The organism is Williamsia sp. Y721 (genome assembly GCF_059683565.1).
This window is the reverse complement of the sequence record NZ_JCASNH010000001.1, coordinates 459,455-474,401: the sequence shown is the minus strand read 5'-3', so window position 1 is coordinate 474,401 and position 14,947 is coordinate 459,455. Positions and strand designations below refer to the sequence as shown.

Sequence of the window (14,947 nt, the reverse complement as noted above, 5' to 3'; positions counted from 1 at the left end):
GGCTGATGACTTGCTTCAGCCCGGTTTCACGCCCGCTGGAGACGTGAAAGTCTGTTGGGCCGGAAAAGACCTGCTAGATCTTTTCGACCTGGTTGAAGGCGAGCTCGACCGGGGTCTCACGACCGAAGATCGAAACCAGCACCTTCACCTTGCGCTGCTCTGCGTTGACCTCGCTGATCGACGCAGGCAGCGTTGCAAACGGTCCGTCCATGACGGTGACCGACTCGCCGACCGTGAAGTCGACCTCGACGACCGGCGCGCTTGCGGCGGCCAGGTCTCCTCCACCCTCGGCGCCCGATTTGGCCGAAGCCTTCTTCGGCTCGGTGCGGGGCATCAGGAACTTGAGGACGTCGTCCATCGACAACGGGGACGGACGCGAGGTCAGTCCCACGAAGCCGGTGACGCCGGGCGTGTTGCGCACTGCGCCCCACGACTCGTCGTTGAGTTCCATGCGAACGAGGATGTAGCCGGGCAGCACCTTGCGGTTGACCTTCTTGGGCTGACCATTCTTGATCTCGGTGACCTCTTCGGTCGGAACCTCGACCTGGAAGATGTAGTCGCCGACATCGAGGTTCTGCACGCGGGTCTCGAGGTTGGCTTTCACCTTGTTCTCGTAACCGGCGTAGGAGTGGATCACGTACCAGTCGCCGGCAGCCTTCTTGAGAGACTTCCGCAGTGCCTCGACCGGGTCTTCTTCTTCCTCGGGCTCGGCAACTTCTGGGGCATCGACAACTTCTGCGGCGTCGGCAGCCTCGTCGAGGGTCTCTTCGGCGGCGTCGTCGTCGCTGTCGGAGGTCTCGGTGTCGGGGGCCTCGTCGGTCGGTTCGGAGTCGGAGACGCCACTGTCAACAGCGCCCGAATCACCGGCCGCCTGATCGATGGTGTCGGTTTCGGTCTCGCTGATTTCAGCGTCGTTCTCGGGGGTGCTCACTGCAGCCCACGCTCCCTTTCTTCGAAGCAGTCGCTCGGGTTGGTTACCCGAACAACCACAAAACTCCCTTGGCAAAGCCCAGGTCCAGCGCAGAGATGAACGCAACCATCACGATCACGAAGATCAGCACGATGATCGTGTACTGGATCAGCTGCTTCTGGGTCGGCCAAATGACTTTCTTGAGCTCACTGACAACCTGCGTCAGGAACACGTAGAGCCGCATGAACGGATTGCGGCTGTCTTCCGGCTTGACCCGCTTGCGCGCGCCGTTCTTTTTCTTGTCTTTGCCGGCGTCTTTGGTGGTGACGGCCGACGAAGTGGAATCGTCATCATCGCCACTGTCGCTCTTCGCGAGGTTTGGTCGCTTGCCACGCGGCGAACGCTTGCCCGAAGGACGCGCCTGCGTTGCGGTATCACCGCTGGCGGCGTCGTCGTCCACCGAATCCGTTGCGGAGTCCACAGAAGCGTCGAGCTCGACCTCGTCGGTCGGCTCGGCCGCGTTCTTGGCGCGTTCGGCGCGGTCGCGCTTGCTCAACTTGATCCTCTCGTGGCTGAAGTCCGTTGCTGGCGTGCCGGGCCTGGGCCCTGCCACACAACAACTGACATCGGTTGCCCTTCCGGTGTGTGAAACACACCGCCAAGGGCAGGGGCGACAGGACTTGAACCTGCAACCTGCGGTTTTGGAGACCGCTGCTCTGCCAGTTGAGCTACGCCCCTTTGGGTCGTCTCGGCTTCGCTGACCACGTGATGGCCCTCGAGTCCTCGTCGACCCGGCGTCTGGACTACACAAAACCAACGCGCCACCCTTAGGGCAGCGCGCAAGTTTGAGTAAATCTCAGACTTTAGAAGTGTACGTCACCAGGTGGGTCGAACTCCAACCAGCTCTGTGAGCTGGGCTTTGTCCGTCGATTACCCGGGTCGGTACGAGAGATTCAGTTGAACTGCACTGTGGCGAGCGCGCGCCCGAAGATCTTGCGCTCACCTTGTTTTGCGACCATCGAGATCTGCCCGCGCCGGGTTTCCGGATCGAGCGACTTCACCTTGCCGGTGAAATCGACAGATGCGTAGTCGTCTGCGGGTACGTACACGGGGCTGGTGAAGCGCACGTTGTACTCGCAGATTGCCGCCGGGTCGCCGATGAACTCGCCGAGGAAACTTGCTCCAAGGCCCATCGATTGCATGCCATGGGCGACGACGTCGTCCAGGCCGGCGACCTTGATGACCTCATCACTGTAGTGGATGGGGTTCGGGTCTCCGGCAACCCCTGCATAGTTGATCAGGTTGCCACGGGTGAGCTTGAAGGTCCGCGGCGGGAGTTCCTGGCCGACGGTGAGCTCATCGAAGTTGACGGCACCGTAGGCCTGGGGCGACATGATGGGGTCCGGTTCGTCATACCGGGCGAACGGCCCTTCGACCGTCTTGCCCGGGTTGATACCGGCGGGTTCCTTCATCATCACGTGCTCGAGTTTGTCGACCAGCGCCGGGTCTGCCTCCACCGCGGCGCGTGCGGCCAGGCTGGTGAAGGTGGTCATCACCGGTTCATTGCGCTGATTCCAGATGACGTTCTTGGTGACCATCAGGTCGGTTCCCGACATCTGACGGAAGGATTCGAGGGAGACGTCGCACACCAGCTGGTCGCCGACCCTGATCGGCTGATGGAAGACCAGCCGCTGATCGCTCTGCATGATCTGCCAGAGGTCGTAGCCTGTGACAACGTCTTCGAACAGGCGCCGCTGCGCGATGATGCCGAGTACCGAGACGAACGTGGGAGCGGCCACGAGGGTGTCGTGACCCATCTCGCGGGCCTTCTCCTCGTTCCAGTGCACGGGGTTGGTGTCCTGCACGGCGCGGGCGTGTTCGCGTACCTTCTCGCGTCCGACCTCGTAGTAGTCGTCGACGGTGTACTTGAAGCCGACCATCTTCTGCGTGTGCTCGGCGATCTGTTCGGGGGTCTGCTTCTCGCCGTCCCCGAGCGGTTCGAGGCGCTGCTCGACCTTGGCTTCGCTCGCATTCGTCACTCGACCGACCTCATCTTTCAACTATCCATTGGACGCGGGCGGGGCGATCATCGATCAGAGCTGGGGTGCCGCGGCGCCATTTTCTTCTTCAACACCAAAGACCGGGAACACTGGCGCGTCCCCGGTCGAATAGGCAGTCAGCGACTGACCACCAGATGGTGGCTAGCGCGATTCCTTGTGGTTCTGGTGAGTTCCGCAGTTAGGGCAGAACTTCTTGATCTCAAGGCGATCGGGGTCGTTACGCCGATTCTTCTTGGTGATGTAGTTGCGGTGTTTGCAAACCTCGCAGGCCAAGGTGATCTTGGGGCGCACGTCTGTTGAGGAGGCCACGGGATTGCCTTTCAGGTGGATCGTGTGGTGTGTCTCCTTGAGGGGAGACACTCGGTGGTCATCGCCGGAGCGATACTGCTAGCGCGTTGCCGCAGGCGGCAGTGGTGGTGCATTGCCGCAAGCGGCACTGCTAGCGCGTTGCCGGAGGCGACCTGCTAGCGCGTTGCCGGAGGCGACCTGGTAGCGATGGCCGGACTCGAACCGGCGACCTAACGATTATGAGTCGTTCGCTCTAACCAACTGAGCTACACCGCCATGGCCCGGAATCGACTACGGCGGGGCGGCGTCTAGCAGTCCCACCGCTCGATCCTGAGTCCAGCGAGCCCCCTGACGGAATCGAACCGTCGACCTTTTCCTTACCATGGAAACGCTCTACCGACTGAGCTAAGGGGGCGTGGCTCTTTGCTCCGGCGCCTTGCGGCACCCTTGCTTCAGGGCCTCATCGAGATTACACAGCGCGCCCGGCTGGTGCCAAATCCGCTGTTCGTCCCTCTTTCGCACCAAACGGCCTCTCACTGAAAAAACTCAGCTCGAGGCGGCTTTTCTGGCGCTGTGGCAGGTATAGGATTCGAACCTATGTAGCTTGCGCGGCGGATTTACAATCCGCTCCCTTTGGCCGCTCGGGCAACCTGCCGTGCCACTTTCCGTTGTCTTTTGGACCGTCGGAAAGCAACGCGGGAAACATTACATTGGGTACCCCCCAGATTCACAAATGCGCTGCTCAGCGGCACCGGATCTGAAGCTTTTGGACCGGGATGCAACGTTTCGGGCGCGGACCCGACTACCCTTCTCGGTTATGGCAGATTCAAGTTTCGACGTGGTCAGCAAGCTCGACCGCCAGGAAGTCGACAACGCGCTCAACCAGGCCGCCAAAGAGCTGTCTCAGCGTTACGACTTCCGCGGTACCAACACCACGATCGAGTGGTCCGGCGAAGAGAACATCGTGATCACCTCCGATGCCGAGGAGCGGGCCCAGGCCGGGCTCGAGGTGTTCAAAGAGAAGCTCATCCGCCGGGACATCTCGCTCAAGGCGTTCGACGCCGGCGACGTGGTGGGCTCGGGCAAGACGTACAAGATCACCGGTTCGCTGGTCCAGGGCATCGACTCGGAGAAGGCAAAGAAGATCACCAAGGCCATCCGCGACGAGGGCCCCAAGGGCGTCAAGGCTCAGATCCAGGGCGAAGAACTCCGGGTGTCGAGCAAGAAGCGCGACGACCTCCAAGAAGTGATCAACCTCCTCAAGGGCAAAGATTTCGAGATCGCCCTGCAGTTCGTGAACTACCGGTAACCCAGGCTCCCCCGACTTCGTCCCCCTGAAGTGCCCTCCGAGGGCAAATTGCCCTCGGAGACCGGTCCGGGGGGACGAATTCGGTGACGCCCGGTTGGTCGATGCCGCAGAATCAGGCCCGTGCAGGTCGGAATGACGATGCCGGTGATGGAACCGGACCTTGATGCGGCAATGCTCAGATCCTGGGCGAGGGCAATCGACGAAGGCCCGTTTTCGTCGCTCTGCTGGGGTGAACGGATCGCCTTCGACAATCCCGACAGCCTGACGCTGCTGGGCGCGGTGGCAGCGTGGACCGAGCGGGTACGTCTGGTGACCACCGTGATCGTGCCGCAATTGCACGATCCGGTGATGCTGGCGAAAGCACTCGCCACCGGAGACGTGCTCAGCGGCGGCAGGCTCACCGTCGGTATCGGCGTGGGTGGTCGACACGAGGATTACCGGGCGGTGGGTGCTGATCCGAAAACCCAGACGATGCGGCAGATGGCCGACCGCGTCGACGTCATGAAACGCGTGTGGGCCGGGCAGCGCCAGACCGATTCGGTACTCCCGGTCGGGCCCATGCCGATTCAAGAGGGCGGTCCCCCGCTGCTCGTCGGGACGATCGGACCCAAGACACTGCGCAGCGCAGCCGCATGGGCCGACGGATTGGCCGGCATCACACTGGACATCGACGTCGGCAAGCAGCGGGAGCTGTTCGAGATCGCCTCCACCGCATGGTCAGAGGCCGGCGCGAAGCCACCCCACCTCGCCACGTCATTCTGGTTCGCGCTCGGCGACCCCGAACCCGCTCGCGCCCAGATACATCAGCACCTGCGCCACTACATGAACTGGATTCCGGCCGAGTTCGTGGACGCGATTGCACCCACAACGGGTTGGTCCGGCTCCGACGCCGAACTCGCCATCGTGCTCGAGAAGTTCGCCGCGATCGGCACCGACGAGATCCACCTCATACCAACCAGTTCCGACATCGGGCAGCTCGATCGGGTCGCGGAGATCGTCAAAGACCTTCGACTACAGGACCGTTCGGCCTGATCAGACCGAAATCGCCTGCGGAGACGGCCCGCGTAATCCTGCGTTCCTTTGGATCAACGAACCGCCACCTGCTGCACCCGGCCTGCGCTGACGAAGGCCCTTGCCTGTTTGATCTGGCGGACGACAGGGGTCACCTCGATGTCATCGATACCCGCGACGCCTCCGAACCCGGCCGTCATCACCTCGTAGAGATGGCTGGTGTCGCGACACAGCGCCGACGCCATCAGATTCGTGGTTCCGGTGGTGGCGCAGACGAAGGGGACCTCGGGTAGCGTCCCGACAGCACTGCCTGCGGCATCGAGTTGGCTGACCGGAACCTTCCCCCAGATGATGGCCGCCAAGCTGACCCCGAGTTGCGGCAGCGATACATCGAGATCGAGGTACACCACGCCACTGTCGACGAGTTCACGTAGTCGATGCGCGGCCCGCGCGGGCGTCCACCCGAGGTTGTCCGCGATCTTCGCGTAGGGCATTCGCGCGTCCCGCTCCAGCATATTCACCATCTTGCGATCGTCAGCGTCGGGCTGAAGCGTTGCGCGACAGGATCTTTCGTCCCGCTCATGCTCCACGATGATCGAAAATCGCGTCTCGGCAGCATCTTTCAATGCTTCGAGTTGTTCGGGTTCGAACAGCTCCGGAAAACTCGGCATGCGGGCTACCAGCGGATATCGACGCACCACCGTGTGCGACGATATCGACTGCACCAGAGATGTTTTCGGAAGCAGATCGGTGACCATCTGATCGCGCTCCCCTGTCGACTTGGGGCGATGGACCGCCATCACCTGAGAACTGGTGAGGTTCACCCAGCTCATATCCGGATGCCGCCCGAGCGCCGTTGCGAGCGTGCCGCCGCTGCCCGGAACCGGCGTGATTCGCAGGACGCTCTGACTGACACCGAGCGCAAGGGAGTCGATCAGTGCGGTGCATTGCAGGACCCCACCGCGCACCATCGCCTGATAGCGCCGCGCGACTGTTTGCTCCGCCATGCCCAGCACCGCACCGATCTTGGCGAACGACATCCGGATGTCGTAACCGAGAGCATGGATGATTCTGCGGTCATTGTCATCGATCATCGCTGATTCCTCCAGATCGTCCCATGGGAATGGAGGTTATCTCGATTATCGACGTCAGGCTTGCTGGATTGTCGGCGGGAGTCCGCACACTCAGGGACAACAAACTACGGCTCGACCGAAAGGACCTGACCATGCGCAAGTGGACACCACTCGTCGCCGCCTGTCTCGGCACATTCATGCTGCTGATCGACATCACCATCGTCAACATCGCCCTCCCCGACATCCAGTCAGACCTCGACACCAGCTTCTCTGCACTCCAATGGGTGCTTGATTCCTACGCACTCGTGCTTGCCGCGCTGGTTCTCGCCGCCGGCAGCCTGTCCGACGGTGTCGGACACAAAAAGATCTACCTCATCGGTATCGCGGTGTTCGCGCTCGCTTCGCTGGCGTGCGGACTGGCGCCCAATGTCGCCGTGTTGATCGCAGCCCGTTGCGTCCAGGGCATCGGCGGCGCCGCCATGTTCGCGACCACCCTCGCCCTACTGCACGCCACCTACACCGGGCGCGACCGCGGAACGGCCTTCGCAGCGTGGGGCGCTGTCAGCGGCGCCGCGGCCGGAGTAGGGGTCGTCCTCGGTGGCCTACTCACCGATCTGCTCGACTGGCGGTGGATCTTCTTTGTCAACCTGCCGCTCTCGGCGATCACCCTGTGGCTGGCGGCGACCGCGTTCAAGACCGACAACCGCCGCGCCCTGAGACTCGACATCCCCGGCGTGCTCACATTCAGCGTCGGCGCGGCATCACTGACCTACGCGATCATCCATGGTGGCGAGGACAGCTGGACCGCACCGGTCACCCTGGCCGCATTCGCGGTGGGCGCGGTGATGCTGGCTGCCTTTGTGCTCGTCGAGCGCAAGCAGGAAGCCCCGATGTTGCCGCTCGGCCTGTTCACCCACCGCGGCCTGACCGGCAGCGTGGTCGGAGCCCTCGGTATCAGCATCGCCGCGTTCTCGAGCTTGCCGCTGATCGCGATCTGGATGCAGGGCACAGTCGGATTGTCGCCGCTGAACAACGGACTGGCCGTTCTCCCCATGCCGGTGATGGCGTTCCTCGTCGCCGGTGTCGGCGGGAAGTTTCTGCATGATGTGTCCCCGCGTATCACCATCGGCGGCGGGCTTGTCATCGTCGGTGTCGGATCGCTGGCACTGATGCTCATCGGACCCGGGTCGGATTGGTATGCAGCAACTCCCGGCCTGCTGATCATCGGTATCGGCGTGGGTGTGATGTCACCGGCACTCAATGCCACCGCACTGGCTGCGGTACCGCCGCGGCAATCGGGCGTCGCCTCGGGTGCGGTGAACACAGCCCGCCAACTCGGCTTTGCGCTGGGTATCGCGGTCCTCGGGTCGGTCTTCCAGACGGTGACCGGCTCCGACACCGATCACAGTTCGACGAACTTCACGTCCGGACTGGACAGCGCCTTCGCCGTCGCGGGCATTGTCGGGATCATCGGTGGCGCCGTGGTGTTCGCACTGTTGAGCGGACGCACCAGCGCGCCGACCGCCGAGCCCGCCCGCGTGTAGGCAACGGTCAGCGGTGTCCGCGCGACATCTCTTCGAGCCGGCGGATGCGGTCCTCCATCGGCGGATGCGTGGCGAAAATCTTGCTCATCCGCTCCCCGGCCCGGAAGGGATTGGCGATCATCAGGTGTGACTGCGCAGCGATCTCCGGGTTCGGCGGCAGCGGTGCCTTCTGCACCCCTCCGGAGATCTTGCGCAGTGCCGAGGCCAATGCCAAAGGGTCACCGGTCAATTCGGCGCCGGAGGCGTCGGCCTGATATTCGCGAGACCGCGACACCGCGAGCTTGACCACCGTCGCCGCGATCGGACCGAGAATTGCGATCAGCAGCAGCACAACGGGATTCGCCCCGCCGTTGCGGTTGCCTCCCAGGATGAACGCGAAGTTGGCGATACCACTGATCACCGCCGCCATCGCACCGGCGATGGACGAGATCAGGATGTCGCGGTTGTAGACATGCGAGAGTTCGTGTCCGAGAACAGCTCTGAGCTCACGCTCGTTGAGGATCTGAAGGATGCCAGACGTGCAGCACACGGCCGCATTCTTGGGGTTACGGCCGGTCGCAAAAGCGTTGGGCGCCTCGGTGGGACTGATGTACAGCGCCGGCATCGGCTGGCGGGCAACGGTCGCGAGTTCCCGCACGATGCGATAGAGCACCGGCGCCTGGACTTCGGTGACCGGCTGCGCATGCATGGACTTCAGCGCCATCTTGGCGCTGTTGAAGTACACGTACCCGTTGACGCCGATGGCCAAGATGATCGCCACCACCAGGATGGCCGGACTCTGGAATGCCGCGCCGATCCCCACGATGATGGCCGACATGAGGCCCAGCAGCAGGGCCGTCTTCAGTCCGTTGGCATGGCTGCCCATTGGTCACTCCTGTTCTGTTGCACTGGAGGTTCAACGAACGAACCACACGGTGTGGTTCCCCGATGATGTGGCCTTTTGGCGAACAAAAGCCCAGGTGGGCTCCGCCAAAAGGGCACAGGATCGGGGTGGAGTGGAAGGTCAGCCGATACGGTCGATGGTGTAGCGAACCAGTGAGCTCATCGCGTCGTGTGCGGCGCCTTCGGGAAGCTCGGCCAGTTCCGCATAGGCGGCGTCGGCGTATCCCTTCAGCGTTGCCCTGGCCTTCACGAGACCTTCGGACTTGTTGAGCAACTTGAGGGCTTCTGCGACCTCGTCGTCCGTGGTGAGTGCGCGATTGCTGCCGTCGGCGGCCACCACGAGCTCCCGCAGGCGGGCCTCGGCCGGGTCGGCCAGCGCGTAGAGCACCGGAAGGGTGTGCACGCCCTCGCGCAGATCGGTTCCCGGGTTCTTGCCCGAGTCATCGGCGGCCGAGCTGATGTCGATGATGTCGTCGGAGACCTGGAATGCAACACCGACCGCGTCGCCGAGCCGTGAGAGCCGCTCGATCTGTTCGGTGTCAGCGCCCGATGCCATGGCACCGAACCGGCCACTGGCCGCGATCAACGAGCCGGTCTTTTCCCACACGACCCGCAGGTAGTGCTCCACCGGATCAACCTTGCCGCGGGCGCCGACGGTTTCGCGCATCTGACCGGTGACCAGCTCTGCGAAGGTGTCGGCGATGATCAGCACCGCGTGCGGGCCAAGGGTCGAGACCAGTCGCGATGCCCTGGCGAAGAGGAAGTCGCCTGCCAGGATGGCCACGCTGTTGCTCCACCGGCTGTTGGCACTGAGTGCACCGCGGCGCAGCTCGGCTTCATCCATCACGTCGTCGTGGTAGAGCGTCGCGAGGTGGATCATCTCGACAACGGTCGCCGAGGTGATCACCTCATCGGAGTGCGGCTGGGGGCCGAAATGCGCCGACAAGATGGCGAAGATCGGTCGGAACCGCTTGCCACCGGCCTTCGCGAGATGTGTGGCGGCCTCGGTCAGGAAGTCCTCGCCGGACGACAGCTCCTTGAGCAACAGCTCCTCGACACGCTCGAGTGACTGCCCCACATCCGTGGCAAAGGCCTCGGATCCCATTTCAAGACCTGCGAACGTTGTCTTCACGCCTGACCTGCTCCTGTCATAGGGAGAGCCTAGTGGTGCGGGATACTCAACGGGTGAGTGCACCCATCCGCGTTCCCGCGCGCACCGAGATTCTAGTCGTCGGCGCAGGTCCTGGTGGGTCGGCGGCCGCCGCAGCCGCCGCAGCCACCGGTCGAGAGGTCACCCTGCTCGATTCGGCGGTGTTTCCGCGCGACAAGACCTGCGGCGACGGGTTGACGCCGCGCGCCATCGCCGAACTCGATCTGCTGGGTCTCGCGGACGCGTTCAGCGGTCCCCGGATCGAGGGTCTGGACCTCCAGGGGTGGGGTGGACGGCAGCAGGTGCGGTGGCCGCAGAAGTCCGCCCACTTCCCCGCCTACGGCAGCGCCGTGGCCCGCACCGAACTCGATGACCGCATCCGGCATCACGCCCTGGCCGCGGGTGCGACGATGGTATCCGGCGTCAAGGCTGTAGGCGCGACCATCATCGGCGGCAAAATCACTGCAGTGCAATGCAACACGCCCGACGGACCGGCCCAGATCGAGGTCGACAAGGTGATCGTCGCCGACGGCGTCCGCTCGGCGCTCGGCACGTCACTGGGTCGCGCCTGGCATCGAAACACCGCTTACGGCGTGGCGGCGCGGGCATACGTGGAGTCGGGACGCTGCGACGACACCTGGATGGGATCACATCTCGAATTACGGGACGGGGCAGGCGAATTGCTGCCCGGCTACGGGTGGGTCTTCCCACTGGGCGCAGAGTCCGGGCTGGTGAACATCGGGGTCGGCGCGCTGGCCACCGAGAAACGTCCGGCCCACATGGCGCTACGGCCGATCATCGAGCACTACACCAACTCTCAGCGCGACGACTGGCAGCTGCGGGGCAAACCCCTGCGCATCGCCTCGGCGTTGTTGCCCATGGGTGGGGCCGTTTCCGGCGTGGCCGGGGCGAACTGGATGTTGATCGGTGATGCCGCGGCCTGCGTCAACCCACTCAACGGTGAAGGTATCGACTACGCCCTCGAAACCGCCCGTCTGGCCGTCGAAGTGCTTGGTGAGAACGACTATTCGACGTTGTGGCCGGATCTGTTGCGGTCGCGCTACGCGCTCGCCTTCTCTGCGGCCCGCCGTCTCGCCGCAGTGTTGACGGTGCCTCGGGTGGTGCCGATCCTGGGGCGTCCCGGTATCCGATCGGCCGCTTTGATGTCGATGGTGGTGCGGGTGATGGGCAACCTGATCACCGAGGACGATTCCGATCTCATCGCCCGCGCCTGGCACCTTGCCGGCCTGACGAGCAACAAACTCGACACCCGCCCACCCTTCACCTGACCCCAGACCCCCCATCTTGGTGGGTTCTGGCGAGTATTTCCGCAGGTCAGCCTCACCAGAAGCCACCAACTCCGGGGTTACTCGAGCATCTTGCGGATGTCGTCGGCGTCGACGGCGGTGGAGAACATTTCTCCGTCGTCGACCACCGCGTTGAACAACTCACGTTTGCGGTCCTGCAGTGCGACGACTTTCGCCTCGATGGTTCCGGCGGACACCAGTCGGTAGACGGTGACCGGCCGGGTTTGGCCGATCCGATGTGTCCGGTCGATGGCCTGGGCCTCCGCGGCCGGATTCCACCACGGGTCGCAGACGAAGCAGTAGTCGGCTTCGGTCAGGTTCAGTCCGAAGCCACCTGCTTTGAGACTGATCAGGAAGACCTGCGTTTTGCCGGAGGTGAAGTTGTCGATGGCGACGGTCCGCTCCTTCGCCGACAGCGACCCGTCGAGGTAGCTGTACCGGATATCGTCCGCTTCCAGCGCCTTTCGCAATATGCCGAGGAATCCGGTGAACTGACTGAAGACGAGCGCGCTGTGGCCTTCGGCGATCAATTCGGGGAGCTGCTCGCGGATGAAGTCGACTTTCGCCGACGCCACGTCGCTGTCGGCACTGTCCACCAGTCCGGCGTGCAAACTCAGTTGCCGCAGCATCGTCAACGACCGGAAGATCTGGAAGCGGTTCTTTTCCCAGTCCCCGAGTAGTCCGAGTACCACTTCGCGTTCCCGGACCAGCCGGGTGTCGTAGATCTTGCGGTGTTTCGGCGACAACTCGACCTGCAGGACCTGCTCCTGCTTGGCAGGCAAATCCCGCGCGACCTGGTCTTTGGTGCGGCGCAACATCACCGGTTTGATGCGTTTGCGCAGGACCGGCAACCGTTCGGGATCCTCGCCCTTTTCGATGGGTTTACGGAAGAACTCGCCGAACGACTTCGGACTCGGGAACAGCCCGGGCACGGTGATCGACAGCAGCGACCACAACTCCATCAGGTTGTTCTCCATCGGGGTACCGGTGACTGCGAGTTTGAACGGCACGGACAACCGGCGAGCACACTGATGGGCTTTCGAGTTGTGGTTCTTGACGAACTGGGCTTCGTCGAGAAGCATGCCCGCCCACTCCTGTTCGTCGTACGAGTCGAAGTCGATACGCAGCAGGGCGTACGTGGTGATCACCAGATCGGCATCGGCGATGAACTCCGCCAACGGTTTACGACTTCGCGCCGAGGTGGCCGTGACGGCCACCGCTTTCAGGTCGGTGAACCGATGGCACTCCGACACCCAGTTGCCGACCACACTCGTTGGCGCGACAACGAGAAACCTTCCGGTTTCCCCGTTCTCACGGGCGCGGGCGAACAGCGCCAGGGTCTGCAGGGTCTTGCCGAGTCCCATGTCGTCGGCCAGGACGCCGCCGAGTCCGTTGTCCCAGAGGAACGACAGCCAATCCAGCCCCTCGCGCTGGTAGTCACGCAGAGTGGCATCGAGCATCAGGGGCGGTTCGACCCGCTGCGGAGGTCGCGCGGCGCTGAGCTTTTCGACCCGTTCGCGCCACTGCCCGAGTTGCTCGTCGACGACACCGAGCTGCAGCAACTCTTCCCAGAGCGTTGCATTCGCCGGGATCGCAGGAACTCGGCCGGAGCCCAACTCCCCCAGAGTCTCGGCTTCGGCCATCAGCTTTTTGAGCTTGGTCAGCTCCGGTGTGTCCAGCGCGAAGTAGACCCCGGACGGAAGCAGCATATGTGTTGCGCCCGTGGACAATTCTGCGAGAACATCGGCCACCGCAACCTGCTCACCATCGACATCCATGGTGATCGCCAGGTCGAGCCAGTCGGACTCCGCCGAGTCCGAACCGGAAAACCTCACGCGCGCACGTTCGGTGACCTTCCGATACTGCGTGGCGACCTCGGCTACATCAAGGATCAGGTCGTCGCGGTCGCCGAGCGTCGGCAGGATCTCGGCGAACAGGCGCGCCGTCTCGACGGGGGCCAGTTGCAGGTCGCCCCGCAACGTTCTTGTCGTCGCAGCCGCTATCGCATGGTCATGATCGGCCGGTTGGAGTTCGTGGATCGGCGGGAAACCGTCGGTTCCCGGCACTCCCCCGATGTACGCGACGAGGATGCGATAGGTGGCGGTGCGCGACAGCAGTGCGACCGCACCCAACACGTCACGAAGCCGTTCCCACAGATCCTGCTCGGCGGCCACATCGCGCCATTGCGGCTCCGTCATCGGATTGTCGTTGAAGTCGCGGGGTTTGCCATTGACCAGATAGCGCATGGCCCATTGGATGTGGGCTGTGTCGTGAACGATGCGGACCGTGAGAACAGCGACCGGTCCGGTGATGACGGGTGGCCTGAGCACGGATTCGTCCACGCGCACCGACACCGATTCGCGCAGCCGCGGCAACATATCTGCGACGAACGCGGCGCCGTCGGAGGCCGGGATGACAATCGGTGGACCATCCAGCAGCTGCGCGACCGCGCCGTTGTCCGGTTCGAATGGTGCCAGCGTGAGCACACCTTCGTCGTCGATATATGAAACACCGTGCGGTGCCTTGTTTCCCAAGATTTCGACGCCATCGGACGGCAGCGTGACGCCGTCGACGTCGATTTCGATCACGACGCGGGCATCACCGCCGATGTCCCCGCCGATGTCGAGGGTGAGCCCGGCTCGCTTGCCGATGTGCACGTCGTCGATCCCGGTAGCCGGGTCACCGAGTATCGGGATCCCCGCCGCAAGCGCGGCGTCGAGCTGCTGCCAGATGGTGGCCGGGGCCGTGGTGAGGATCAATCCGTACGGGAGACCGTATCTGGTCGTCCGCATGGAGTCGGAGGCCATCGCCTGGAGCACGGAGACCTGCGCCATGTCGAAATGACCTGGTCCGAGCCCGACGATCATCGGCCAGTCGATACCCGATCTGATCCATTTCGACCGGGTTCCCGGACGCAACAGTCGCAACGCCAACTGGGCCGGTTTGGCCCGACGCCCCGCGGTGACACCATCGCTGTAAAAGACCTGCAAGGCCAGTGGTTCGGCGGGTTTGGGCCGGTTCTGCTCGAGCAGCGGACGCAGTCGGCGCTCCCACTGCGGGACCTGCTGAACGGGCAAGCGGGACAAGTCGGTGTCGACGCCTTCGGCAAAGGCGAGCAGTAGTGCCACGGCGTGTTTGCAGAAGTAGCCGACCGGACAGGTGCACGACGCATCCGCGATCTTCCAGTCCGCACCCAGTCCGCTGAATACAACGCGCATGCCATAGGTGGAGACGCCCGAACCCGTGCATCGTCCGGTCAATCGGTGCTTCGGCTCGTCCCACTTCATCGCGCTGACGCGGCGCTGCTTCGCATACGCCGCTCCACGACTGATCGTCCCCAGATCGAAGTCGCCGGCAAGCGACGCCGGGGTGATCAGGTGCGCCCAGTCGGTAGTCATTGATTGCAGGTTAGC

The 14,947-nt window shown here is 63.5% G+C and carries 12 protein-coding genes and 4 tRNA genes; 4 read left to right on the top strand and 12 right to left on the bottom strand.

The genetic code is table 11. The annotated features are described in order from the left end of the window. Window positions 1-73: 73 nt before the first annotated feature. The 8 genes from nusG to AC56PL_RS02025 form a co-directional block, all read right to left on the bottom strand. A complete protein-coding gene (gene nusG / locus AC56PL_RS02060; protein ID WP_495514762.1) occupies window positions 74-931 on the bottom strand; it encodes a transcription termination/antitermination protein NusG in 858 nt (285 codons plus the stop codon). A 43-nt stretch (window positions 932-974) separates the two neighbouring features. Beyond that, window positions 975-1,466 carry a preprotein translocase subunit SecE gene (secE, locus tag AC56PL_RS02055; protein WP_497152873.1) on the bottom strand — a complete coding sequence of 164 codons (492 nt, stop codon included), beginning with the start codon at window positions 1,464-1,466 and terminating at the stop codon, window positions 975-977. 109 nt (window positions 1,467-1,575) lie between these two features. Continuing rightward, a tRNA-Trp gene (locus AC56PL_RS02050) sits at window positions 1,576-1,648 on the bottom strand. A 215-nt stretch (window positions 1,649-1,863) separates the two neighbouring features. Beyond that, on the bottom strand, window positions 1,864-2,949 hold the full coding sequence (locus AC56PL_RS02045; RefSeq protein ID WP_497152872.1) for a fused (3R)-hydroxyacyl-ACP dehydratase subunits HadA/HadB: 1,086 nt from the start codon (window positions 2,947-2,949) through the stop codon (window positions 1,864-1,866). A gap of 162 nt (window positions 2,950-3,111) precedes the next feature. Next, window positions 3,112-3,279 carry a 50S ribosomal protein L33 gene (gene rpmG, locus AC56PL_RS02040; RefSeq protein ID WP_028463290.1) on the bottom strand — a complete coding sequence of 56 codons (168 nt, stop codon included), beginning with the start codon at window positions 3,277-3,279 and terminating at the stop codon, window positions 3,112-3,114. Window positions 3,280-3,457: 178 nt separating this feature from the next. Beyond that, window positions 3,458-3,534 (bottom strand) — tRNA-Met (locus AC56PL_RS02035). Between the two features lie 66 nt (window positions 3,535-3,600). Beyond that, window positions 3,601-3,673: transfer RNA gene (locus AC56PL_RS02030), tRNA-Thr, on the bottom strand. 159 nt (window positions 3,674-3,832) lie between these two features. Continuing rightward, a tRNA-Tyr gene (locus AC56PL_RS02025) sits at window positions 3,833-3,913 on the bottom strand. 162 nt (window positions 3,914-4,075) lie between these two features. Here AC56PL_RS02025 and AC56PL_RS02020 point away from each other — a divergent pair. After that, on the top strand, window positions 4,076-4,567 hold the full coding sequence (locus AC56PL_RS02020; RefSeq protein WP_020107934.1) for a YajQ family cyclic di-GMP-binding protein: 492 nt from the start codon (window positions 4,076-4,078) through the stop codon (window positions 4,565-4,567). 132 nt (window positions 4,568-4,699) lie between these two features. Beyond that, complete coding sequence (locus tag AC56PL_RS02015) at window positions 4,700-5,599, top strand: LLM class flavin-dependent oxidoreductase (RefSeq protein ID WP_497153548.1); 900 nt, start codon at window positions 4,700-4,702, stop codon at window positions 5,597-5,599. Between the two features lie 53 nt (window positions 5,600-5,652). Here AC56PL_RS02015 and AC56PL_RS02010 read toward each other — a convergent pair whose 3' ends face one another. Then, the gene (locus tag AC56PL_RS02010; protein WP_497152871.1) at window positions 5,653-6,672 is read right to left on the bottom strand and encodes an Lrp/AsnC family transcriptional regulator; all 1,020 of its coding nucleotides are present in this window, start codon (window positions 6,670-6,672) and stop codon (window positions 5,653-5,655) included. A gap of 131 nt (window positions 6,673-6,803) precedes the next feature. Between AC56PL_RS02010 and AC56PL_RS02005 the strand changes: the two genes are divergently transcribed. Further along, a complete protein-coding gene (locus AC56PL_RS02005) occupies window positions 6,804-8,195 on the top strand; it encodes a DHA2 family efflux MFS transporter permease subunit (protein WP_495514758.1) in 1,392 nt (463 codons plus the stop codon). A 7-nt stretch (window positions 8,196-8,202) separates the two neighbouring features. Here the strand turns inward: AC56PL_RS02005 and htpX are convergent, their stop codons facing one another. Together htpX and AC56PL_RS01995 are read right to left on the bottom strand one after the other, a co-directional pair. After that, complete coding sequence (gene htpX / locus AC56PL_RS02000; protein WP_497152870.1) at window positions 8,203-9,060, bottom strand: zinc metalloprotease HtpX; 858 nt, start codon at window positions 9,058-9,060, stop codon at window positions 8,203-8,205. Window positions 9,061-9,198: 138 nt separating this feature from the next. Continuing rightward, window positions 9,199-10,209, bottom strand: coding sequence for a polyprenyl synthetase family protein (locus AC56PL_RS01995; protein WP_497152869.1), 1,011 nt, complete (start codon window positions 10,207-10,209; stop codon window positions 9,199-9,201). Window positions 10,210-10,262: 53 nt separating this feature from the next. On the opposite strand from AC56PL_RS01995, the gene AC56PL_RS01990 reads away from it, so the two are divergent. Further along, window positions 10,263-11,516 (top strand): geranylgeranyl reductase family protein, encoded by a 1,254-nt coding sequence (locus tag AC56PL_RS01990; protein ID WP_497152868.1) that lies wholly within the window; start codon window positions 10,263-10,265, stop codon window positions 11,514-11,516. Between the two features lie 77 nt (window positions 11,517-11,593). Here AC56PL_RS01990 and AC56PL_RS01985 read toward each other — a convergent pair whose 3' ends face one another. Further along, window positions 11,594-14,932: a DEAD/DEAH box helicase gene (locus AC56PL_RS01985; RefSeq protein ID WP_497152867.1), complete on the bottom strand. Its 3,339-nt coding sequence runs from the start codon at window positions 14,930-14,932 to the stop codon at window positions 11,594-11,596. Between the last annotated feature and the right edge of the window lie 15 nt (window positions 14,933-14,947).

Bases quoted from the DNA above. Each gene is read 5' to 3' on its own strand.
- AC56PL_RS02010 (WP_497152871.1), bottom strand. From the start codon at position 6,672: ATGATCGATGACAATGACCGCAGAATCATCCATGCTCTCGGTTACGAC.
- htpX (WP_497152870.1), bottom strand. From the start codon at position 9,060: ATGGGCAGCCATGCCAACGGACTGAAGACGGCCCTGCTGCTGGGCCTC.
- AC56PL_RS01985 (WP_497152867.1), bottom strand. From the start codon at position 14,932: ATGACTACCGACTGGGCGCACCTGATCACCCCGGCGTCGCTTGCCGGC.
- AC56PL_RS02020 (WP_020107934.1), top strand. From the start codon at position 4,076: ATGGCAGATTCAAGTTTCGACGTGGTCAGCAAGCTCGACCGCCAGGAA.
- AC56PL_RS02005 (WP_495514758.1), top strand. From the start codon at position 6,804: ATGCGCAAGTGGACACCACTCGTCGCCGCCTGTCTCGGCACATTCATG.
- AC56PL_RS02015 (WP_497153548.1), top strand. From the start codon at position 4,700: ATGACGATGCCGGTGATGGAACCGGACCTTGATGCGGCAATGCTCAGA.